At 61.0% G+C, this 21,362-nt stretch carries 19 protein-coding genes and 1 tRNA gene; 12 read left to right on the top strand and 8 right to left on the bottom strand.

Features of this window, described 5'->3' with window-relative positions; all coding sequences use genetic code 11:
- The first annotated feature begins 32 nt into the window (after nucleotides 1-32).
- The 3 genes from infB (at nucleotide 33) to truB (ending at nucleotide 4,397) form a co-directional block, all read left to right on the top strand.
- The gene (gene infB, locus AC1RTP_RS14040; RefSeq protein ID WP_498608242.1) at nucleotides 33-2,921 is read left to right on the top strand and encodes a translation initiation factor IF-2; all 2,889 of its coding nucleotides are present in this window, start codon (nucleotides 33-35) and stop codon (nucleotides 2,919-2,921) included.
- Between the two features lie 145 nt (nucleotides 2,922-3,066).
- Nucleotides 3,067-3,468, top strand: a complete 402-nt coding sequence (gene rbfA, locus AC1RTP_RS14035; RefSeq protein ID WP_498608241.1) for a 30S ribosome-binding factor RbfA — start codon at nucleotides 3,067-3,069, stop codon at nucleotides 3,466-3,468.
- Complete coding sequence (truB, locus tag AC1RTP_RS14030) at nucleotides 3,465-4,397, top strand: tRNA pseudouridine(55) synthase TruB (protein ID WP_498608240.1); 933 nt, start codon at nucleotides 3,465-3,467, stop codon at nucleotides 4,395-4,397. The genes rbfA and truB overlap by 4 nt, the downstream gene beginning before the upstream one ends.
- Here the strand turns inward: truB and AC1RTP_RS14025 are convergent.
- Both AC1RTP_RS14025 and AC1RTP_RS14020 read right to left on the bottom strand, forming a co-directional pair.
- A complete protein-coding gene (locus tag AC1RTP_RS14025) occupies nucleotides 4,394-4,909 on the bottom strand; it encodes a DUF6622 family protein (protein ID WP_498608239.1) in 516 nt (171 codons plus the stop codon). The two genes, truB and AC1RTP_RS14025, sit on opposite strands and share 4 nt — an antisense overlap.
- Nucleotides 4,910-5,025: 116 nt before the next feature.
- Nucleotides 5,026-6,615 carry a polysaccharide deacetylase family protein gene (locus AC1RTP_RS14020; RefSeq protein WP_498608238.1) on the bottom strand — a complete coding sequence of 530 codons (1,590 nt, stop codon included), beginning with the start codon at nucleotides 6,613-6,615 and terminating at the stop codon, nucleotides 5,026-5,028.
- A 148-nt stretch (nucleotides 6,616-6,763) separates the two neighbouring features.
- Between AC1RTP_RS14020 and typA the strand changes: the two genes are divergently transcribed.
- The 9 genes from typA to AC1RTP_RS13975 all read left to right on the top strand — a co-directional run bounded on the left by typA (nucleotide 6,764) and on the right by AC1RTP_RS13975 (nucleotide 16,478).
- A complete protein-coding gene (gene typA / locus AC1RTP_RS14015) occupies nucleotides 6,764-8,599 on the top strand; it encodes a translational GTPase TypA (RefSeq protein ID WP_498608237.1) in 1,836 nt (611 codons plus the stop codon).
- Nucleotides 8,600-8,647: 48 nt separating this feature from the next.
- Entirely contained in the window at nucleotides 8,648-9,241 is a 594-nt protein-coding gene (locus AC1RTP_RS14010) for a 3-keto-disaccharide hydrolase (protein ID WP_498608236.1), read from the top strand.
- Nucleotides 9,242-9,308: 67 nt separating this feature from the next.
- Nucleotides 9,309-11,456: a DUF3141 domain-containing protein gene (locus AC1RTP_RS14005; RefSeq protein ID WP_498608235.1), complete on the top strand. Its 2,148-nt coding sequence runs from the start codon at nucleotides 9,309-9,311 to the stop codon at nucleotides 11,454-11,456.
- A gap of 128 nt (nucleotides 11,457-11,584) precedes the next feature.
- Nucleotides 11,585-12,580: a tRNA dihydrouridine(20/20a) synthase DusA gene (dusA, locus tag AC1RTP_RS14000; protein ID WP_498608234.1), complete on the top strand. Its 996-nt coding sequence runs from the start codon at nucleotides 11,585-11,587 to the stop codon at nucleotides 12,578-12,580.
- A gap of 338 nt (nucleotides 12,581-12,918) precedes the next feature.
- On the top strand, nucleotides 12,919-14,658 hold the full coding sequence (locus tag AC1RTP_RS13995; protein ID WP_498608233.1) for a methyl-accepting chemotaxis protein: 1,740 nt from the start codon (nucleotides 12,919-12,921) through the stop codon (nucleotides 14,656-14,658).
- Between the two features lie 39 nt (nucleotides 14,659-14,697).
- Nucleotides 14,698-15,030 (top strand): energy transducer TonB, encoded by a 333-nt coding sequence (locus tag AC1RTP_RS13990; RefSeq protein WP_498608232.1) that lies wholly within the window; start codon nucleotides 14,698-14,700, stop codon nucleotides 15,028-15,030.
- Nucleotides 15,031-15,066: 36 nt separating this feature from the next.
- On the top strand, nucleotides 15,067-15,399 hold the full coding sequence (locus AC1RTP_RS13985) for an energy transducer TonB (protein ID WP_498608376.1): 333 nt from the start codon (nucleotides 15,067-15,069) through the stop codon (nucleotides 15,397-15,399).
- Between the two features lie 83 nt (nucleotides 15,400-15,482).
- A complete protein-coding gene (locus tag AC1RTP_RS13980; protein ID WP_498608231.1) occupies nucleotides 15,483-16,046 on the top strand; it encodes a hypothetical protein in 564 nt (187 codons plus the stop codon).
- 81 nt (nucleotides 16,047-16,127) lie between these two features.
- Nucleotides 16,128-16,478, top strand: coding sequence for a hypothetical protein (locus tag AC1RTP_RS13975; protein WP_498608230.1), 351 nt, complete (start codon nucleotides 16,128-16,130; stop codon nucleotides 16,476-16,478).
- A 223-nt stretch (nucleotides 16,479-16,701) separates the two neighbouring features.
- Here AC1RTP_RS13975 and AC1RTP_RS13970 read toward each other — a convergent pair whose 3' ends face one another.
- The 6 genes from AC1RTP_RS13970 to AC1RTP_RS13945 form a co-directional block, all read right to left on the bottom strand.
- On the bottom strand, nucleotides 16,702-17,142 hold the full coding sequence (locus AC1RTP_RS13970; protein ID WP_498608229.1) for a hypothetical protein: 441 nt from the start codon (nucleotides 17,140-17,142) through the stop codon (nucleotides 16,702-16,704).
- A gap of 75 nt (nucleotides 17,143-17,217) precedes the next feature.
- Nucleotides 17,218-17,916, bottom strand: coding sequence for a hypothetical protein (locus AC1RTP_RS13965; RefSeq protein ID WP_498608228.1), 699 nt, complete (start codon nucleotides 17,914-17,916; stop codon nucleotides 17,218-17,220).
- A 59-nt stretch (nucleotides 17,917-17,975) separates the two neighbouring features.
- A complete protein-coding gene (locus AC1RTP_RS13960; protein WP_498608227.1) occupies nucleotides 17,976-18,629 on the bottom strand; it encodes a PEP-CTERM sorting domain-containing protein in 654 nt (217 codons plus the stop codon).
- A gap of 199 nt (nucleotides 18,630-18,828) precedes the next feature.
- Nucleotides 18,829-18,904: transfer RNA gene (locus AC1RTP_RS13955), tRNA-His, on the bottom strand.
- An 81-nt stretch (nucleotides 18,905-18,985) separates the two neighbouring features.
- A complete protein-coding gene (gene murI, locus AC1RTP_RS13950; RefSeq protein WP_498608226.1) occupies nucleotides 18,986-19,822 on the bottom strand; it encodes a glutamate racemase in 837 nt (278 codons plus the stop codon).
- Nucleotides 19,823-21,349 carry a fumarate hydratase gene (locus AC1RTP_RS13945; protein ID WP_498608225.1) on the bottom strand — a complete coding sequence of 509 codons (1,527 nt, stop codon included), beginning with the start codon at nucleotides 21,347-21,349 and terminating at the stop codon, nucleotides 19,823-19,825. It abuts the gene before it with no gap.
- Nucleotides 21,350-21,362: the final 13 nt, after the last annotated feature.

Genomic DNA, 21,362 nt, shown 5'->3' with positions numbered 1-21,362 from the left:
TTATCATCGAGACACATAGAAAAGAGGACTGAATGGCGAGTAACAACGTAGCCCAATTTGCCACCGAACTGAAGATGCCTGCAGATTTGCTGCTGTCGCAGCTGCGTTCTGCTGGCGTCGACAAGAGTTCGGCGTCAGATCCATTGTCAAAAGATGATAAGGACAAGCTGCTGGAGCACCTGCGCCGTACCCACGGTGCAGGCTCCGAGCCGGGCGAAAAGAAAAAGATCACCCTGACTCGTAAAGAGACCACGGAGATCAAGCAGGCTGACGCCTCCGGCAAAGCCCGCACCATCCAGGTCGAAGTGCGCAAGAAGCGCACCTTCGTCCAGCGCGACGACGTGGTGACCACCGCCGCCGCCAAGCCGGCTGCGCCGGTGATCGACGCTGCCGAGCAGGCGCGCCGTGAAGAAGAAGTACGCCGCCAGGCCGAGCTGATCGCTCGCCAGGAAGCGGAGCTGAAAGAAAAGCAGGAACGCCTGGCCAAGCTGGACGAGGAAAAGGCTGCCCAAGCTAAAGCCGCCGAAGAGGAAGCCAAGCGCGTAGCGGAAGAGCAAGCCAAGAAAGCCGCCGCCGACAAGGCCGCCGCTGAAAAGGCAGCATCCGCCGCCGCTGCCGGCGTCGCGCAGAAAGCCGCCGCCGAAGAAGAAGAAAAGAAGCGCTTGGCTGACGCCGAAGAATCCAAACGCAAGCACGAAGTCGCCGCCAAGGAAGCCGCCGAGCGTGCCGAAGCGACCGAACGTGCCCGTAAAGCCGTTGCAGACGAAGTGGCCCAGATCAAGCTGATGATGAGCCAGCCGCGCCGCGTGATGAAGGCTCCTGAGCCGGCACCTGCCGCCGTCAAGCCGAAAGTCGCGGAAGGCACCCTGCACAAGCCAGCCGACAAGAAGCCTGCGACGACCGCAGCCGCTCCTGCCGGCGACAAGAAAGACGCGAAGCCGGGCGACAAAAAATCGATCAAGTCGGCCAACGTGGCCTCGACCTGGCAGGATGAAAAGCGCCGTGGCGCACCTGGCGGTGGCGCTGGCGCGGGCAAAGGCCGTGGTGGTGCTGGCTCCAACGCTGGCGGCGGCCGTGACGGCTGGCGCGCAGGCGGCAAGGGTGGTCGCCGCGGCGGTCACCATGACGACCGTGAAACCAACTTCCAGCAGCCGACCGAAGCGATCGTGCATGAAGTGCACGTACCGGAAACCATCACCGTGGCCGAACTGGCGCACAAGATGGCCGTTAAAGCATCGGAAGTCATCAAGCAGCTGATGAAGCTGGGCCAGATGTGCACCATCAACCAGGTGCTGGACCAGGAAACCGCGATGATCGTGGTGGAAGAGATGGGCCACAAAGCCTTCGCTGCCGCCGTCGATGATCCGGAAGCACTGCTGGCCGACCAAGGCGAGCACGCCGAGTACGAAGCAACCCCGCGTGCACCAGTGGTGACCGTGATGGGCCACGTCGACCACGGTAAAACCTCCCTGCTGGACTACATCCGCCGCGCCAAAGTCGCGTCGGGCGAAGCCGGCGGCATTACCCAGCACATCGGTGCGTACCACGTGGATACCCCGCGCGGCATCATCACCTTCCTGGATACCCCGGGTCACGAGGCCTTCACGGCAATGCGTGCCCGCGGTGCGAAAGCAACCGACATCGTCATCCTGGTGGTGGCGGCCGACGACGGCGTGATGCCGCAGACGAAGGAAGCGATCGCCCACGCGAAAGCTGCAGGCGTACCGCTGGTCGTGGCGATCAACAAGATCGACAAACCAGGCGGCAACGTCGACCGCGTGACCCAGGAGCTGGTGGCAGAACAAGTGGTGCCGGAAGAATACGGTGGCGATTCGCCATTCGTGCCGGTGTCGGCGAAGACCGGCCAGGGCATCGACGACCTGCTGGAGCAAGTGCTGCTGCAAGCCGAAGTGCTGGAACTGAAAGCCCCGGTCGAAGCGCCTGCGCGCGGCCTGGTGGTGGAAGCCCGCCTGGACAAGGGCCGCGGTCCTGTGGCAACGATCCTGGTGCAATCCGGTACCCTGCGTCGCGGCGACGTGGTGCTGGCAGGTTCGTCCTTCGGCCGCGTCCGTGCGATGCTGGACGAAAACGGCAAGTCGATCGCCGAAGCCGGTCCTTCGATCCCGGTAGAGATCCAGGGCCTGACCGAAGTGCCGGCCGCTGGTGAAGAAGCAATGGTCATGGCTGACGAGCGTAAAGCCCGTGAGATCGGCCTGTTCCGCCAAGGTAAGTTCCGCGATGTGAAGCTGGCCAAGCAGCAGGCGGCCAAGCTGGAGAACATGTTCGACCAGATGGCCGAAGGCGAAGTGAAGAACCTGCCGCTGATCGTCAAGACCGACGTGCAGGGTTCGCAGGAAGCGCTGGTTGGCTCGCTGCAGAAGCTGTCGACCTCCGAAGTGCGGGTACAGATCGTGCACGCAGCGGTGGGCGGCATCACAGAATCGGACGTCAACCTGGCGACCGCTTCCAAGGCAGTCATCATCGGCTTCAACGCCCGTGCCGATGCACAGGCGCGCAAGCTGGCGGAAACCAACGGCGTCGACATCCGCTACTACAACATCATTTACGATGCGATCGAAGAGGTCAAAGCGGCGTTGTCGGGCATGCTGGCTCCGGAGAAGCGCGAACACGTTACCGGCCAGGTCGAGATTCGCCAGGTTATCCTGGTCTCCAAGGTCGGCGCGATTGCGGGCTGTCTGGTTACCGACGGCGTGGTCAAGCGTTCGTCTTCCGTCCGCCTGCTGCGCAACAACATCGTGGTGTGGACTGGCGAGATCGACTCGCTCAAGCGCTTCAAGGACGATGCGAAGGAAGTTCGCGCCGGCCTGGAGTGCGGTCTGAACCTGAAGGGCTACAACGACATCGTCGTGGGCGACGTCCTCGAAGTGTTCGAAGTGCAGGAGATCGCCCGTACCCTGTAATAGCAGGACGGCGCGATACACGGCGGGTGCATCCCGCCTCGCGAGAGCGGGGCAGGGCACCCGCCTTTTAGTTTTATGAAAACCGGCAAACCGGTGTCTGACCCTGCGGGTCAGACACCGGGGTACCGGTTTTAAAGGAAAGAAAATGGCAAAACACAGCAAATCGATCCCCCAGCGCGGCCTGCGCGTGGCGGATCAAATCCAGAAAGACCTGTCCGAGCTGATCGCCTTCGAAGTGAAGGATCCGCGCGTCGGCATGATCACCCTGTCCGAAGTGCAGCTGACCCCGGACTACGCGCACGCCAAGGTCTTCTTCACCACCCTGAAGGACGACCCGGAGTCGATCAAGAACACCCTGGCCGGCCTCGCCGCCGCCGCCGGCTACCTGCGCAACCAGCTGGGCAAGCGCCTGCATATCCACACACTGCCGCAGCTGCACTTCCTGCACGACATGTCCGCCTCGCGCGGCATGGCGATGTCGGCCTTGATCGACAAGGCCAACGCCACTCGCGCCGCCGATTTCGACGAGAATGCAGACGAAGAATGACCGAAGCACGTGTAAAGCGCGTGCGCGATGCCGTTGACGGAGTGCTGTTGCTGGACAAGCCGGTTGGCCTGTCCAGCAACGACGCCCTGATCAAGGCAAAGCGCTTCATGAACGCGAAAAAAGCCGGCCACACCGGCACGCTCGACCCATTCGCCACCGGCCTGCTGCCGCTGTGCTTCGGCGAAGCGACCAAGTTCTCGCAAGATCTGCTGGAAGCCGACAAGACCTACCTCGCGACCGTGCACATGGGCCAGCGTACAGATACAGGCGACACCGAAGGCCAGGTGCTGGAAACGCGCGACGTCACCTGCACGCAAGCCGAAATCGAGGCCGTGATGGCCCGTTTCCGCGGCCCGATCAAGCAAGTGCCGCCGATGTACTCCGCATTGAAGCGCGACGGCAAGCCGCTGTACGAATACGCCCGCGAAGGCATCACCCTGGAACGCGAAGCGCGCGACGTGGTGATCCACAAGCTGGAACTGGTGTCGTGGGAAGCGCCTTTCCTGAAGATTGAAGTCACCTGCAGCAAAGGCACCTACATCCGCGTGCTGGGCGAAGACATCGGCGCAGCGCTCGGTTGCGGCGCCCATCTGAACGCCCTGCGCCGCACGCAGGTTGGCGCGCTCACGACGGATAAGATGATCACGCTGGAAGAATTGGCGGCGCACACGGCTCCGCGCGACCTGCTGGCGCCAGTGGACGCGCTGCTGTCGTCTTTCCCGCGCATCGTGCTGAACGCCGACCTGGCGAAGCGCTTCCTGCACGGCCAGCGCCTGCCGCTCGGCAAGGAGCCTTCGATTGCCGTGCCAACGCCATATGAAGGCCGCGTGCGCATCTACGATGAAGCCGGCCGCCTGCTGGGCACCGGCATCTTTGGCGAGTATTCGATCCTGGCGCCTGAGCGCCTGATCGCAGCAGCCCAGGCTTAAGCTGCTGCCACGCCTGCTGCGGCGGGCGTGGTGCGCAGCGCAGCCGCTACGCGCAATGGGCGGGCCATGAAGGCGCCTGAGAGCGCGCCAAATGCGGCGCAAGCAGGCAGGGCGAAGGCCAGGTTGCCCCGCAGGGCCGGTGCAGACGCCAGCGCTACGGCCATCGCAAATTTCCCGACAAAGATCGCCATCATGAGCGCCATCGGCAACCAGCTGCCGCGCAGCTGCACCTTGCCAGCGGCGCGGTCGAGCACCATGCCTTGGCCAGCGCTACGCCACATCATCGCAATGCCAGAGGCCAGGCCAAACAGCCAAGCAGTGCCTGCTGGCGACGCCAGGCCAAATCCATTCGCCGTGCTTTGCAAGCCCAGGACCAACATGACGGCTGGCAGGATGAAGACCTGACGCGTAGTCAGGCAACGATCGCGCGAAGCGGCCACGCCGCGATACACGAGAAAGCCCAGGATGCCCCAGACGTAGGTTGGAGTGTGGCTAAGGATTTGCTGCAGCATTTGGATTTCCTCGCAAAGTGGGTTTCGATGGACACACTTTGCGCCCGTACTCGCTGCGCCGAAATCACTTTGCGACGAAACAGGGGCGGGCAGGCGCCAAACCTGCCCAGGCGGGATCAAAGCCCCAGCGCTGCAAACAGGAAGGCCTCGTCAGAGAATTCCCAGTGGATGCCCCGGCGCAGGACGTTGAAACGGTCAACGCCGCCAATATTGGCGCCGCCATACGCCGACAGGCAGCCGCGATAGCCCGCCTGCTTGACCATCTCCAGCCGCTGCGGCGTCATATTGCTGCGTTTTCCATAAGGGTAGGCCAGGATCGGGTCGCGCAGATCCAGGCGCTCCCGCAGCGTGTCGCGCGACTCCGCCAGTTCGCGCAGCACCACGTCTTCCGGCTCGCCGGCGCAATCGATATGGCTGACCGTGTGCGAGCCGATGGTGAAGCCATAGTCGTGCATGCGGCGCACCTGGTCCCAATCCATCAGGGGAATGAAGTCGTTGCCCCGCCGCGTATCGTGCGGGAAGCGCTGCTCGCTGCCGATCATGCCAGTGGCGACGAAGAAAGCGGCCGGCAACTGGTGCCGCAGCAGGATCTGCGCGGCATGGGTGTAATTATCCAGATAGCCGTCGTCGAAGGTGATGCAGACCTGCGGCTTGCCGCTGGCCTTCACCTTGCTGGAATCAAGGACTTCATCGATGGTCAGCATTTGGCAGTGGCGCGACAAGAGGGCCAACTGGCGGTCGAACTGTTCGATGCCAACGCTCAGGTTATCGCGGACATCGTCGGTGACCCGGTGGTACAGCAGCACCGTGATGCGCGGCGCCAGCATTTGCGACATGCCCAGTTGCCATGCCCGGAAGCCGCCGGCGGTGATGGCGGTCTTGGCGAGGCGTTTGGTCAGCGGCGGCGGTGGCGGCTGGCGATCGCGCATCTTGCGCTCCAACTGCGCTACCTGCGACAGCGTCGGCTTGCGGTAAGTGGCGCCTCCAGCTGGCTGGGGACGTGCGGGGCGCTGCTGCGCCACGACCTGCTGCACAGCTTCGCGCATCAGGTCGACGCCGGTTTCATCGAGTTTCAGCTGCAGGCCGCGCAAGGTGGAGTAAGGCGCACGCTGTATAACGGCCTCGCCGGCGACATCGCCCGCGTCGAGTTTTTCGGCCACCCAATGCACGGTGCAGCCGACGCTGTCCTCGCCGTTCCACAATTCCCAGAACGCCGGCGGCATGCCGCGGTAGTCGGGCACGCTGCCCTTATGCAGGTTCAGCGTGCCGTGGCGCGGCAGCTCGAATAGCGAGGGACGCAGGATAGGCGCGGCCAGCGACAGGCCAAGGTCGGGAACAAACTTGCGCACCGCTTCCAGCGTGGATTCGGCGTGGATGTCGCCGACCCGCAAGAAGGTGAAATTAGGACGGGAACGCAGGGCTGCGCTGCCAAACTCCGCGCCCGGCCGTGGCGTGGCGGGTACAAATTCTTTGGACCCGGGCGCCAGGCGCTGCAAGATATCGCCGGCCTGGTAGGGAATCCATCGCCAGCCATTGCGCTTGAAATTGCGCCACTGGTTCTTCAGCAACTGCGCCGGGCGGCGCGGTGGCGAATGCTCGACCACCAGCCATTGCAGGCCGGGTATGGTTTTGTCGATCTCCGCAATGCCTTTCCGGACCGAGAATGCCAAATTCCCGGTGAATACCGCAATCCGCATACTTGCCATCAGGATTCCCCAGTGACTTATAGTTAATTACAAAAATCATAACTTAAAGTCGAACTGGTGGCGAGCGGTTGGTTCGTTGCGCCGCAACATGCTATACTAGTGGGTTCAGTGCTCCCGCACTTGCAGAATTCCTGTCCATACACAAATCATGTCTAATACTAAACGCGCAATTCGCAACATCGCCATCATCGCCCACGTTGACCATGGCAAAACCACCCTCGTGGACCAGCTGCTGCGCCAGTCTGGCACCTTCCGCGAGAACCAGCAGGTTGATACCCGCGTCATGGACTCCAACGACCTGGAGAAAGAACGCGGCATTACCATTCTGTCGAAGAACTGCGCCGTTGAGTACGAAGGCACCCACATCAACATCGTCGACACCCCAGGCCACGCCGACTTCGGCGGCGAAGTGGAGCGCGTGCTGTCGATGGTCGACTCCGTGCTGCTGCTGATCGATGCGCAAGAAGGCCCGATGCCGCAGACCCGTTTCGTGACCCGTAAGGCACTGGCCCTGGGCCTGAAGCCGATCGTGGTGGTGAACAAGATCGACCGTCCGGGCGCGCGCGCTGACTGGGCGATCAACCAGACTTTCGAACTGTTCGACAAGTTGGGCGCAACCGATGAACAGTTGGACTTCCCGATTGTGTACGCCTCGGGCCTGAACGGCTACGCCGGCCTGGACGAATCCGTGCGTGACGGCGACATGAAGCCGCTGTTCGAAGCCATCCTGAAATACGTGCCGGTGCGTGACGACAATCCGGACGGCCCGCTGCAGATGCAAATCACCTCGCTGGACTACTCGTCCTACGTCGGCAAGATCGGTATCGGCCGTGTTTCCCGTGGCCGCGTCAAGACCGGCCAGGACGTGATCGTCCTGAACGGTCCTGATTCGACCCCGGTCAAGGGCCGCATCAACCAGGTGCTGAACTTCAAAGGCCTGGAGCGCGTGCTGGTGGACGAAGCAGTTGCCGGCGACATTATCCTGATCAACGGTATCGAAGAAATCGGCATCGGCTCCACCGTGTGCGCACCGGACACCCCGGACGCGCTGCCAATGCTGACCGTCGACGAACCAACCCTGACCATGAACTTCATGGTCAACAACTCGCCACTGGCCGGCCGCGAAGGCAAGTTCGTGACTTCGCGCCAGCTGCGCGATCGCCTGGATAAGGAACTGAAGGCCAACGTTGCGCTGCGCGTTGCTCCGACCGACGACGACACCGTCTTCGAAGTATCGGGCCGCGGCGAGCTGCACCTGACCATCCTGATCGAAAACATGCGCCGCGAAGGTTTCGAAATGGCCGTGTCCCGCCCACGCGTGGTGTTCAAGATGGTTGACGGCGTGCGCCATGAGCCATACGAAAACCTGTCGGTTGACGTGGAAGAAGCCAACCAGGGTGGCGTGATGGAAGAACTGGGCCGCCGCCGTGGCGACCTGCAGAACATGGAATCGGACGGCAAGGGCCGCGTGCGCCTGGAGTACCGTATTCCAGCGCGTGGCCTGATCGGCTTCCAGGGCGAATTCATGACCCTGACCCGCGGTACCGGCCTGATGTCGCACGTGTTCGACGCTTACGCTCCGGTCGACAGCTCCAAGGGCGAACTGGGTGGCCGTCGTAACGGCGTGCTGATCTCGCAGGACGACGGCGCCGCCGTAGCCTACGCGATCTGGAAGCTGCAGGATCGCGGCCGTATGTTCGTGGTCCACAACGACCCGGTGTACGAAGGCATGATCATCGGTATCCACTCGCGCGACAATGACCTGGTTGTGAACCCGATCAAGGGCAAGCAGCTGACTAACGTGCGTTCGTCCGGTACCGACGAAGCGGTGCGCCTGGTGCCGCCGATCCAGATGTCGCTGGAATACGCAGTGGAATTCATCGATGACGACGAACTGGTGGAAGTCACCCCGAAATCGATCCGCCTGCGCAAGCGCCACCTGAAAGAGCACGAGCGTAAGCGTGCCAGCAAAGAAAACGCGTAATTCACGCAGAACCCGCCGCGAGGCGGGTTTTTTTTATCCGGAATTTTCATGATCAAACATATTCTCCTCGCGGCGGCCTGTCTTGCGGCGGCAGGCAGCGCATCGGCGGTGGACTTGCTCAAGGAATTGAACACTGCGGCGGACCCCGGTGCGCTCACCGTGCGTGCGGACGGCGTAGTTGCGGTGGCCGGCGTGCCATCGGGCTTCGTGGCGACCACGGCGAGCTACCGCAATTACCGGTTGCACGTCGAGTGGCGCTGGCCGGGCAAGGCGGGCAACGGCGGCGTGCTGCTGCATATCAGCGAAGGACCGATGGACCGCGTCTGGCCCTTGAGCGTACAAGTGCAGACCAAGTTTGGCAACGTGGGCGACCTGTTGCCGATGGCGGGTGCGAAGTTTGCCGAGCCGCTGACCGGCGATAAGCCTGCGGTCAAGGCGCACATCGCCGCCGACTCCGAACGCGCGGCCGGCGAGTGGAACAGCGCCGATATCGTAGCGCGCGATGGTGCGGTCGAAGTGACGGTGAACGGCGTGCTGCAAAACCGCGTCACGGCTGCCACGCCGAGCGAGGGACGCATCGGCTTCCAGCTCGAAGGCACGCCGTACGAACTGCGGCAGGTGGAGCTGACGCCGCTGGAGTGACGGCGGCGCGCACCGCAGCGCCGTGGTAACCTGTATGCCCAAGCCGGCAACGACGAGGAGAACCAGCATGGCCGAAACTAGCAACCTGGCCGCCCAGGCCGTGGAATATTGGACCGACGCCTGGCAGCGCTCGATCCTCTTCATGGACGTGCTGTACCGCCGCGGCACCGAGCGCAATGCGCGCGAACGCGAGACCGCGCCCCACGTCCTCAACTTCGAATCCGAAACAATCATCGACGGCCGCACGCTTGCGCGGCCGGTGAATTATTCGCTGATGCGCATCATCCCGCCGGACGGCGTCGAGATCGATGAAAGCAAGCGCCCCTTCATCGTGGTAGATCCGCGCGCCGGCCACGGCCCCGGCATCGGCGGCATGAAGCAAGACAGCGAAATCGGCGTGGTCCTCAATGCCGGCAATCCCTGCTACTTCATCAGCTTCCTGCCAACGCCGGTGCCTGGCCAGACCATCGAAGACGTTTGCCACGCCGAAGCGCAGTTCATCGAACAAGTGGCTTACCTGCACCCGGAGGCGGAAGGCAAGCCGGCCCTGATCGGCAATTGCCAGGCCGGCTGGCAGATCATGATGACGGCAGCACTGCATCCCGAGCTGGCCGGCCCGCTGGTGCTGGCGGGAGCGCCGCTATCGTACTGGGCGGGTGTGCGCGGCAAGAACCCCTTGCGCTACCTGGGCGGCCTGACCGGCGGCACCTGGATGACGTCCCTGGCGGGCGACCTTGGCAACGGCAAATTCGACGGCGCCCACCTGGTCAGCAACTTCGAAAACATGAATCCTTCTAATACATATTGGAAGAAGGGTTACCACGTGTACGCCAACGTCGACACCGAAGAAAAACGCTTTCTCGAATTCGAACGCTGGTGGGGCAACCCGGTGCTGCTGAACGCCGAAGAAATCCAGTTCATCACCGATAACCTGTTCGTCGGCAATCGCCTGAGCAACGGCACGATTCACGACACGGACGGCCGCCGCATCGACTTGCGCAATATCCGCTCGCCGATCGTGGTGTTCTGTTCGTGGGGCGATGACATTACGCCGCCGCAACAGGCGCTGGGCTGGCTGCTCGACCTGTATGAGAACGATGCCGCGCTGGTAGCGGGCGGGCAGACCGTGGTCTACACGCTGCACGAATCGATCGGGCACCTGGGCATCTTCGTGTCCGCCTCGGTCGCCAACAAAGAGCACGACGAATTTACGCGCTCGATGGATCTGATCGACGTGCTGCCGCCAGGCCTGTACGAAGCAGTTTTCATCGACAAAGCAGGGGAGGGCGTGCATAGCCCTGAGCTGGCCGACGGCAATTACGTGGTTCGCTTCGAACGGCGCGACCTGAACGAACTGCGCGCGCTGGGCGGCAATGACGATGAAGACGAACGACGTTTCGCCACCGTGGCGCGGCTGTCGGAAATCAACCAGGGCTTGTACCGCACCTTCGTCAGTCCCTATGTGCGGGCGATGACCAGCGAACAGTCGGCGGAATGGATGCGGAATATGCACCCTTACCGCATGCGCTACGAACTGTTCTCCGACATGAATCCCTTCCTGAAAGGGATCAGCACCCTGGCCGAGCAGGTGCGCGAGCAGCGCCGGCCAGCGTCGCCGGACAACCCTTTCCTCAAGATGCAGGAAGCGGCTTCCGAACAGATCGAAGCAGCGCTGGACCAGTACCAGCTGCTGCGCGACCAGGCGGTGGAGCAGTTCTTCCTCTCCACCTATGGCCAGCCGCTGTTGCAGACGCTGGTGGGACTGCGCGCCGATTCGGCCAATATCCGGCGCCGGATCGGACGCGATATCGCCCGTGAGTCGGTGGTCGCCGCTCGCCGCACCGAAGCTGCCAAGCGCCTGGCCAGCGGAGGAGAGCGCGAAGCGGTGATACGCTCAATCCTCTACATCGCCCGCAGCCCCGAAATGCGGGTAGCCGACGAACGAGCGTTTGGCGTCCTGCGCGAACTGCGCACGCATTTGCCGGCCAAGGAACGCGTATCGCTGGCCCGCTTCAAGGAAGTGGTTCAGGAGCAGAACATGATCCTGCAACTGGACGAAGAACGCGCCATGTCGGCCCTGCCTAAGCTGCTGACGGAAACCGAAGACCGCAAGCGCGCGCTGGAAGGCGTGCGCCAGATCATGACCGCCTCCGGCGCGCTAACCGGCGAAGCCGCCCGCCGCATGTCCCGTGTCGAGGAACTCTTCAACGGCTGAGCAGAAATGTCCACCTTGGGGTCAGGAAGAAAAGTGGACAGGGTAGTGCTCTGTCCACTTTTCTTCCTGACCCCAAGGTGGACATTTCTGCCTGTATAATGTGCAGCCCTTTTGTAGATGTTTGCACTATGACCACCTCGATCGCCCCCAAGCCTTCCCGCCGCCTTTCCGTGGCGCCGATGATGGATTGGACCGACCGCCATTGCCGCCATTTCCATCGCCTGATCTCGCAGTACACCTGGCTGTACACGGAGATGGTGACGACTGGTGCTCTGGTGTATGGCGATGTGGAGCGCCACCTGCGCTTCAATGAGGAGGAGCATCCGGTCGCGCTGCAGCTGGGCGGCTCCGATCCGAAGGACTTGGCCATCGCGGCCAAGCTCGGCGAGAAGTGGGGCTACGATGAGATCAACCTCAATTGCGGCTGCCCGTCGCCGCGCGTGCAGAAGGGCGCATTCGGTGCCTGCCTGATGACCGAGCCTGAACTGGTGCGCGATTGCGTGAAGGCGATGAAGGATGCGGTCCAGGTCGAGGTCACGGTCAAGCACCGTATCGGCATCGACTATGAGGAGAGCTACGACTTCGTGCGCGATTTCGTCGGCGCCGTGGCGGAAGCCGGCTGCACGACCTTCGTGGTGCATGCCCGTAACGCTATCCTGAAGGGCCTGTCGCCGAAGGAAAACCGCGAAATCCCACCGCTGAAGTACGAGTACGCCTACCAGCTGAAGAAGGACTTCCCGCAATACGAGATCCTGATCAACGGCGGTATCAAAACGCTGGAAGAGATCGACCTGCACCTGGCGCACGTGGACGGCGTCATGCTGGGACGCGAGGCATATCACAACCCTTACCTGATGGCCGCCTTCGACCAGCGCTACTACGGCGCCAGCGAGCAGCCGCGCACCCGCGAGCAAGTGCTGGAGGCGATGATGCCTTATATTGAAGAGCAGCTGGCGAAAGAGGGCGGCCGTGGCTTGAAGATCAACACCATCACCCGCCACATGCTGGGCCTGGCCCAGGGCCTGAAGGGCGCCCGCCAATATCGCCAGACTTTATCCGATGCCAAGAAGCTGGCAGCCGGCGATCCACGCGTTTTGCTTGAAGCATACAGCCATACCGCGTAAACAAAACTTATCCTCCGCATTCACTTCCGTTTCCCGCCGTAGCTGAGCTGTTTCCCCATAGAAAGTTCGTTTGCCCACATTTTGGGCAAAATTTGCTTGCTGTGTGGAAACTACAGGGCTATAATTTTCCTGATACACACATGCAATCGGAGACATCCGCATGTGTTTTTAGGGATGAAATACGACAGGTTTCATCCCGCGGCGATAACGGTCTTTGCATTCGCAGTCATAGTTTGCTACTGTCGATACTTGCGTAGCAGCAAGGGTCAGTGGATGAGGTAAATATTTATTTACGGCATCCTTCAGGCAATCGAACATCTTTCTAAATAAGAGCCGAAATGAATTTGAGCAAAATGAAGGTAGGGGCACGTCTTGGCCTCGGTTTCGCACTGGTACTGGCGTTCCTCGTCATTATCACCATCGTCGGCATCTGGCGTATGGCTCAGATTCAGGACCGCCTGGATCATGTGGTAAGTGTGAATTCGGTTGCCACCCGCCTGGTGATCGACATGCGCAATAACGTTGAAAACGTCAGCGACCTGAAAATCCTGACCCTGATGTCCGAACCTGCGGACATGGAGCCGGAACTCGCGCGCATCAACAAGCAGCTGAAAGACTATGAAGCTGCCGACGCCAAGCTGAGCGCCTTGTACGTCAACGACGCCACCGCTGAAGAAAAAGCGCTGCTGCAGCAAGTGAAGGCGCAAGAATCCGTAGTGCTGCCGGCCGTGAAGAAAGCCTCCGAACTGTGGCTGGCTAACGATGCCCTGGCCGCAACCAAGACCTACCTGAAAGAAATCAAGCCGGCGCAGAAGAAGTGGATGGAAGCGCTGACCCAACTGGCTGCGCTGGAAGATAAGCTGAATGATTCGATGAAGGTGGAAGCTGCTGAAGGCTTCTCCTCCGCGCGCCTGTTCATGATCATTGCCGGCCTGGCCGCTGTGGTCGTGTCGATCTTCGCGGCATGGGTAATCACCCGCGGCCTGCTGAAGCAGCTGGGTGGCGAGCCTGACTACACCGCTTCGATCGCTGGCGCCATCGCCAACGGCGACCTGTCGGTAAGCATCGACACCTCGTCCAACGACAAGGATTCGCTGCTGGTCGAAATCAAGGAAATGCGCGACAGCCTGGTGGAAATCGTTGGCCAGGTGCGCCAGGGTACCGAGACCATCGGCACCGCTTCCCGCGAGATCGCGGCCGGTAACATCGACCTGTCTTCGCGTACCGAAATGCAGGCTTCCTCGCTGGAGAAGACCGCTTCCGCCATGGAAGAACTGACCTCCACCGTTAAGCAGAACGCCGACAATGCGCGTGAAGCCAACCAGTTGGCAGCATCCGCTTCCGACGTGGCGCTGAAGGGCGGCCAGGTTGTTTCGCAGGTGGTTGACACCATGAGCTCGATCAACGAATCGGCCAACAAGATTGTAGACATTATCGGCGTGATCGATGGTATCGCCTTCCAAACCAACATCCTGGCGTTGAACGCCGCTGTTGAAGCAGCGCGTGCCGGTGAGCAGGGCCGCGGCTTCGCCGTGGTGGCATCCGAAGTGCGTAACCTGGCGCAGCGTTCCGCTGGTGCCGCGAAAGAAATCAAGTCCCTGATCGGCGACTCCGTCGAGAAAGTGGAACGTGGTTCGAAACTGGTGGGCCAGGCAGGCGTGACGATGGACGAAGTGGTTGCCTCCGTCCGCCGCGTGACCGACATCATGAGCGAGATTGCCAGCGCGTCGCAGGAACAGAGCGCCGGTATCGAACAGGTGAACAAATCCATCATCGAGATGGATTCCATGACCCAGCAGAATGCTGCGCTGGTTGAAGAAGCTGCCGCCGCTGCGCAGTCGCTGCAAGACCAGGCTGGCGAATTGTCGCGCGTGGTGTCGATCTTCAAGCTGGATGCTGAAACCGAATATGCCCTCACCGCTGCGAAGCCAGTTGTGACCCAGACCGCAGTTGCCGTGGTGCCGAAGGCTCCGGCCAAGCGTCCAGCCGCCAAGGCAGCGAAGCCGGCTTCCGCCGCCGCAGCGCCTAAGAAAGTGGTCGCCGCCACCGCCGGCAGCGACGAGTGGGAAGAATTCTAAGTAAAAAGATCTGTTTAATAAAATTTGATTGGGATAGAAATGAACAAGCGTTTGATTGGTTTTGTCGCAGCATCCATCGTTTCCGTGTCGGCTTTCGCGGGCGAGTCTCCAGCAGTATTCGATGCCAAGAACTGCAAGGCCGAATACCCTAAAGCCTCCCTCATGAACGAAGAGCAGGGCACTGTTTCCATGGCTTTCCTGATCTCGGCTGCCGGTGAAGTGATGGATTCCAAAGTGGATAAGTCCAGCGGTTTCAAAAACCTGGACAAGGCTGCAGTCAAAGCTATCAGCGCTTGCAAGTTCAAGCCAGGCACCAAGGACGGCGCCGTAGCCCAAACCTGGACCAAAGTCGACTACGTCTGGTCGCTGTAATCCATTTCATTCTCATTCAGTAGGGGAAGAATCATGATGACGAAGTTGAGTGTTCTGGCAGTAGCCCTGACTATGGGCGCATCGGCATTCGCTGCCGAAGTACCAGCATCTTTCGATGCGAAGAATTGCAAAGCTGAATATCCAAAGGCTTCCCTGATGAATGAAGAGCAGGGCACGGTCAGCATGTCCTTCCTGATTGCCCCGAGCGGCGACGTGAAGGATTCCAAGCTGGATAAATCGTCCGGCTTCAAGAACCTGGACAAGGCTGCACTGAAGGCGCTGAGCGCCTGCAAATTCAAGCCTGGCACCAAGGATGGCGCCCCGGTCGAAACCTGGACCAAAGTGGACTATGCCTGGAAGCTGGACTAAGACAGTGTTCCGATAGAAAAGAAAACGGCCCCTCGCGGGCCGTTTTTTGTTAATCTGCGGGTATCGTAGTCTGGATAGCCTGTATGAAATATCTGTTTCTCTTTCCACTTGCCGGCATTTTGCTATCCGGTTGCGCCTGGTGGCGTAATCCGAATGATCCGGCCCGCAACAAGCAGTACGTTGTTGTGGTCAACTCCATGACTTGGCCCAACGCCACGAGCGGCAAGCTGGACGGCACCCGTACCGCCTGGCCGCTTCAGGAGCTGAACAATAATGAGGAAATTTTCCCTCTGGCCCAGGTCAAACACTGCCCGGACGCCTTGCCTTGCGCCTGGGGTGTGCTGCTTTCGTCGCGCAATGTCACCCGCTTCAACTACGAACCGGGTGGCGTGACACTGGACATGTCCATGAAGGTGGACGTGCACCGCCGCCAGCAGGACCGCCGCCGCAACTTCCACACTTCGATCGCGGTGCCGGCCGACGTGCCGGCCATCAGCTACCAGCGCCTGCTGCAGGAATCGGTTTCCCTGCCTTACGGGAAGGTGTACCGTGTCGATATGGACTACGGGATCACGTACCAGATCTGTGCCCAGCGCGTGGATTCGGCGGGTAAAGCGGTCGACAAATGTGATATCCCGTATATCTGAGTTGCCGGCAGTAAGCATTTGTAAAAGCTGCGGCATGCGCCTGATTTTTCCCTATAGTTGAATCTTGGGAAGGAGAATGCCATGAAAACCTTGATGATCTTGCCGGTGCTGGCCTTGGGCCTGGTCGGTTGCGCCGAGCAGCAGCCGGTGCGTTATGCCTCGAGCAATCCATATGAATGGCGTACGGTGTCGGTGACGCCGGTGCCGAACGGTACTGCGCAGCGCTCCGGCGCGCCGGTCAGCTATTCGAACGAGCCGGTCTATGTGCAGCAACAGCAGCCAGTCTATGCCGCGCCGCAGCCAGTCTATGTTGCGCCAGCGCCGTATTACTACGCGCCTGCACCGGCTTATTATTATCCGCCTGTGACAATCGGCTTTGATTTCCTGTGGACCAGTAATCACTGGCGCGGCCGCGGCGGCCGTCACCGCTGATCAGTGAACTCAATGCACGAGTAGCGGCACCTGGCTCAGCACGTCAGCCGAGCAAAGCAGCCAGGTTGCTGTGGCCACCAAGCTGAGCAGTGCAGCGCCGCTGGCGTATGGACGGTGGGACATTGGAATACTCCTGCCTAAGATTTGATCCCATCTTAATCAAGAGCAAACAAAAAAGGCATCGGAGAGTCGCCGATGCCTTTGTAGGACTATTGCTCGTCCGTCATTTTCTACTCCACAGCACCACGGCTGCGGCCGGCGCGGTATCCAGGGCGTTGGACTGTGTCAGCCAGTTGGTCAGGCTGTCCTGCTCTTTCAGCGTGATGCCGGCGCCATCGATATAACCCACCATTTCCAGGTACTTGGCATCGAGCTTGGCCTTTGAAACGGTCGGGGCGACCATGACCATGCGGTCGTACGCCTTGCGTGCCTTGTTTTCCCATTTATGCAGGCTGGAATCGTCAAAGCGGTTGGCTTCGAAGTAGACGGTCAGCGAGCCATCCGGATTGCCGAAGCCGACGATGCCGGCGCCTTTCTTGATCGTGGTGGAGTTCGCAAGGTCGAACTGCCCGGTGGGCACGAATACGCCGGCGCGGCCGCCAACGGCGGGCAGGCCGACAGGGGTGTCCTTGCTGTAGGTGGATAATTCTTTCAACTCAGACATGACTCTTCCAATGCTGCAACGTTTCTGTGAGTCGTTATTTTATCCTCAAACTAATGCCGCGGCACAAAGGAAGATTTATTTTGTCCACCTTAGCCGCGAGCGTAGTGTGGGGCGCAACAGGATGGGTTCCGGCGGCCCGGCGAGTAGGTCGCGGGCGGCATCGCTGAGCGCTTCCCAGGATGGCGCTGCGCTGCCGGCGGCGGCAGTTCCCAGCCAGACCAGATGCGGGCCGTCGCCGCGTACCGGCAGTTGGGGGAAGTTGTTAGGCATGTCCAGGGTGACCAGCGTTGCTGTGTTGCGCCAGCCGGCTTCGTGCCATGCGGCGAAGGCCGGCGCGGCCAGTTCGGCGAAGTGTTCCAGCTGGCTGGGGCGGACGGTGCAAAGCAATGCGGCCGCTTCACCTTGCGCGCCACCGGGTTCCAGTACCGGATCAACGGACGGGAGGGCGGGGACGCCGCTGCCGGGGTGGAGTGGGCGCAGCAGGAGCACGTTGTCGCTGTCGGTCATCAAGCCGTTTAGCGTGGCCTTATGCTCTTTCCACACCGGGCCGTAGTAGAAGGCGGCGTTGACCACGGCGCGCTGCTCCCACGTAGTGAAGCCGCGCAGCCAAAGGAAGCTGTTGGGGTTTCCGTTTTCCGTGAACTGGCCTAGCGCCAGGGCGCCAAGCTGCTGGAAGGCTTCCGGGAAAAGGGTTTCGAAATAGCGTACGAACGCTGACTGGCCGCCCTCGACGAGGGAGTAGCGGCGGAATTCAATAACGGGGAATTTGTCCATGCAGCCAGAATAGGGGCGAATGCGGTCGATTCGCGCCCTATTTGGCTAGTGATTGTCGATCAGGCCTTGCGACGGCGACGCGACAAGGCCATGCCTGCGAAGCCCAGGCCCAGCAGGGCGAGCGATGCAGGTTCAGGAACTGCGGCTGCTTCCTGGCCGAGGGTGACGTTGTCGATCACCGGAGCGCTGCCGCTGCTGTTTGCCGAGGTCAGCTGGAAACCGGTGAAGTATTCGCCTGGACCGGCAACGAAGCCGAAGAAGTTCATGGCCTGGCTGGCGTTCGCAGGGGCGATGTTCGACAAGGTGAACGAACCCAGGTTGGTGGTCACGTTGATCGACAGTGGCGCTTGGGTGCCGAGATAGCCAACGTCAAAACCGAGCAGGTTGAACTGCGAGGAATTGTGTTCAACCGTCGCCTTGACTGGCGACCAGAAGTTGTAAGCGAAGACGTTGCTGATTGGAGCGTAGCCGGTCTGGTTGCCCACGACCAGGTTGTCGCCGGTCTGGTAGGTCACGCCGTGGGCAGTCCACACAGCACCCAGCGAACTGAAGCCGTGACCCAGGTCTTCAAAGCCGTAGTTTTCAACAATCGTGCCCTGTGCCGAGAAGGCGGCACGGTTGGGGCCAGCGAACAGGGTTGGCGAAGCGCTGGCAGCGGAAGCGACCAGCAGGGATGCAACGGACAGCAGAAGTTTTTTCGACAGCGATTTCAATTCAATCCCCCAGTGTAAATAGTTAAGAACTGTTGCCACTAAGCGAGAATCGTGCCTGAATTGTAAACACCTGATTTTATTGAGAAACAATTACTGTGGCTGAGCAAGGTGTAAAATTTTCCGACATGCAAAAGCTCTTTCGCTGCGGAAAACAAAAAAGGCCTGATAGCGAACTATCAGGCCTTCTTCGTGAATTCGGTGGGGTGGCTGATGGGGCTCGAACCCACGACAACAGGAATCACAATCCTGGACTCTACCAACTGAGCTACAGCCACCACTGAAAACTGCTTTCTATCGCACCGCAGCGCGACAGAGCCGAGATTATATAGGCTTGTGTTGGAACTGGCAAATAAATTTCAAACGACCACCGACTCTACCTGCGGATGCAGTCCAAGCAAACTGGCGAACTGCTTCTGCAGGGCTTCTGCGTTGCCGCTGGTGTAGCCGTGCAGGTGGGCGGGAGTGCCGCCAGGACGCAGCAGCGCAGCGCCTTCCAGCAGGCGTGTCAGCTGGCGTGCCACGGCGTCGCCGGTGTCGATCAGGGTGACGGCTTGCGCGTTGCCGCGCGCCGCGACGATCTGTTCGATGGCTTCACGTACAAAGGGATAGTGGGTGCAGCCGAGGACCAGGGTGTCCGCGCCTTGTTCCAGCAGCGGCGTCACATAACCTTCCAGCATTTGCGCAGTCGCTTCACCGGACAGGTCGCCCTGTTCGATGCGTTCAACCAGGCCGCCACAAGGCTGCAGCAGGAACGTCGTGCCGTTTGCGCCCGTGATCTGCTCGCGCAGCGCAAGGAACTTCTCGCCGCGCAGCGTGCTTGCCGTGGCCAGCACGCCGACCGTGCCGTTGCGGGTGGTCGCAGCGCCAGGCTTGAGGCCTGGTTCGACGCCAACCACAGGCAGGCCAGGGTAGGCGGCGCGTACCGCCTTGATGGCCGCCACGGTGGCTGTATTGCAGGCCACTACAAGGGCTTTCGCGCCTCGTTCAAGCAGGAAGGCAGTAACGGCAAGCGCGCGCTGCACCAGCCATTCATCCGTCTTCGCACCATAGGGAGCGAAGGCGGAATCGGCGAAGTACAGCACATGCTCGTGCGGCAGCTGCGCGTGGATATGGCGCAGCACGGAGAGCCCTCCGACGCCGGAATCAAAGACGCCGATTGGCGCATCGGCGGAGGAGGGGACTGGATGCGTCATTTATGCTGGCTGGGCCGCTTTCAGGGACTCGATCTTCACCTGCCACTCTTTAGGGCCGGTGTTGTGGACGGAAGTGCCGGTGGAATCGACGGCCACGGTGACAGGCATGTCGACCACGTCGAATTCATAGATCGCTTCCATGCCCAGGTCTTCGAAGCCGACAACCTTGGCGCCCTTGATCGCTTTCGATACCAGGTATGCAGCGCCGCCGACGGCCATCAGGTATGCCGACTTGTGCTTCTGGATCGATTCGATGGCGGTTGGGCCGCGTTCTGCTTTGCCGACCATGGAGATCAGGCCGGTCTTTTCCAGCATCATGTCGGTGAACTTGTCCATGCGGGTAGCGGTGGTCGGGCCGGCTGGGCCGACGACTTCCGAACCCACTGGATCGACCGGGCCTACGTAGTAGATCACGCGGTTGGTGAAGTCCACCGGCAGCTGCTCGCCCTTGGCCAGCATGTCCTGGATGCGCTTGTGGGCAGCATCGCGGCCGGTCAGCATCTTGCCGTTCAGGAGCAGGGTCTGGCCCGGCTTCCAGGAAGCCACTTCTTCCTTGGTCAGGGTGTTCAGGTCGACGCGCTTGGACTTCTCGGTGTCGGCGGCCCAGGTGACATCAGGCCAGTCGGACAGCTTTGGCGGCTCGATGTAGGCAGGGCCGGAACCATCCAGCACGAAGTGAGCGTGACGGGTAGCCGCGCAGTTAGGGATCATGGCGACCGGCTTGGATGCAGCGTGGGTCGGGTACATATTGATCTTCACGTCCAGCACGGTGGTCAAGCCGCCCAGGCCCTGCGCGCCGATGCCCAGGGCATTGATCTTGTCGCACAGTTCAATACGCAGTTCTTCCAGCTTGTTCTGCGGGCCGCGCTTTTTCAGCTCGAACATGTCGATGTCTTCCATCAGCGACTCTTTTGCCAGCAGCATGGCTTTCTCGGCGGAGCCGCCGATACCAATGCCCAGCATGCCAGGCGGGCACCAGCCAGCGCCCATCAGCGGCACGGTCTTCAGCACCCAGTCAACCAGCGAATCGGATGGATTCAGCATGACGAACTTGGTCTTGTTTTCGGAGCCGCCGCCTTTTGCAGCAACGGCTACGTCGACGGTATTACCTTCCACCAGTTCCATGTGAACCACGGCTGGCGTGTTGTCCTTGGTGTTCTTGCGCTCGAAGTGCGGGTCGGCCACGATGGACGCGCGCAGCTTGTTGTCGGCGAAGTTGTACGCGCGGCGCACGCCTTCGTTGACGGCGTCGGTCACGGTGCCGGTAAAGCCTTCAAAGCGCACACCCATACCGATCTTCAGGAAGACGTTCACCATGCCGGTGTCCTGGCAGATCGGACGCTTGCCTTCCGCGCACATGCGGGAGTTGGTCAGGATCTGTGCGATCGCATCTTTTGCGGCCGGGCTTTGCTCGGACTCGTATGCGCGCGCCAGGTGCTGGATGTAGTCGGCTGGGTGGTAGTAGCTGATGTACTGCAGCGCGGCGGCGACGGATTCGATCAGGTCGTCTTGCTTGATGATGGTCATGATTGGCTCGTTG

This window comes from Pseudoduganella sp. GW821-FHT11H04 (assembly GCF_058807935.1).
Note: the sequence above shows the minus strand (reverse complement) of the source record. Positions and strands in the feature narration are given on the sequence as shown.

What these genes read in the sequence shown, in the direction of transcription:
- AC1RTP_RS13970 (WP_498608229.1), bottom strand. Translation starts at nt 17,142, where the DNA reads ATGTCTGAGTTGAAAGAATTATCCACCTACAGCAAGGACACCCCTGTC.
- AC1RTP_RS13965 (WP_498608228.1), bottom strand. Translation starts at nt 17,916, where the DNA reads ATGGACAAATTCCCCGTTATTGAATTCCGCCGCTACTCCCTCGTCGAG.
- AC1RTP_RS13985 (WP_498608376.1), top strand. Translation starts at nt 15,067, where the DNA reads ATGACGAAGTTGAGTGTTCTGGCAGTAGCCCTGACTATGGGCGCATCG.
- AC1RTP_RS14010 (WP_498608236.1), top strand. Translation starts at nt 8,648, where the DNA reads ATGATCAAACATATTCTCCTCGCGGCGGCCTGTCTTGCGGCGGCAGGC.
- AC1RTP_RS14020 (WP_498608238.1), bottom strand. Translation starts at nt 6,615, where the DNA reads ATGGCAAGTATGCGGATTGCGGTATTCACCGGGAATTTGGCATTCTCG.
- dusA (WP_498608234.1), top strand. Translation starts at nt 11,585, where the DNA reads ATGACCACCTCGATCGCCCCCAAGCCTTCCCGCCGCCTTTCCGTGGCG.
- murI (WP_498608226.1), bottom strand. Translation starts at nt 19,822, where the DNA reads ATGACGCATCCAGTCCCCTCCTCCGCCGATGCGCCAATCGGCGTCTTT.
- infB (WP_498608242.1), top strand. Translation starts at nt 33, where the DNA reads ATGGCGAGTAACAACGTAGCCCAATTTGCCACCGAACTGAAGATGCCT.
- AC1RTP_RS13980 (WP_498608231.1), top strand. Translation starts at nt 15,483, where the DNA reads ATGAAATATCTGTTTCTCTTTCCACTTGCCGGCATTTTGCTATCCGGT.
- AC1RTP_RS13990 (WP_498608232.1), top strand. Translation starts at nt 14,698, where the DNA reads ATGAACAAGCGTTTGATTGGTTTTGTCGCAGCATCCATCGTTTCCGTG.
- AC1RTP_RS13945 (WP_498608225.1), bottom strand. Translation starts at nt 21,349, where the DNA reads ATGACCATCATCAAGCAAGACGACCTGATCGAATCCGTCGCCGCCGCG.
- typA (WP_498608237.1), top strand. Translation starts at nt 6,764, where the DNA reads ATGTCTAATACTAAACGCGCAATTCGCAACATCGCCATCATCGCCCAC.
- AC1RTP_RS13995 (WP_498608233.1), top strand. Translation starts at nt 12,919, where the DNA reads ATGAATTTGAGCAAAATGAAGGTAGGGGCACGTCTTGGCCTCGGTTTC.
- AC1RTP_RS14025 (WP_498608239.1), bottom strand. Translation starts at nt 4,909, where the DNA reads ATGCTGCAGCAAATCCTTAGCCACACTCCAACCTACGTCTGGGGCATC.
- rbfA (WP_498608241.1), top strand. Translation starts at nt 3,067, where the DNA reads ATGGCAAAACACAGCAAATCGATCCCCCAGCGCGGCCTGCGCGTGGCG.
- AC1RTP_RS14005 (WP_498608235.1), top strand. Translation starts at nt 9,309, where the DNA reads ATGGCCGAAACTAGCAACCTGGCCGCCCAGGCCGTGGAATATTGGACC.
- AC1RTP_RS13975 (WP_498608230.1), top strand. Translation starts at nt 16,128, where the DNA reads ATGAAAACCTTGATGATCTTGCCGGTGCTGGCCTTGGGCCTGGTCGGT.
- truB (WP_498608240.1), top strand. Translation starts at nt 3,465, where the DNA reads ATGACCGAAGCACGTGTAAAGCGCGTGCGCGATGCCGTTGACGGAGTG.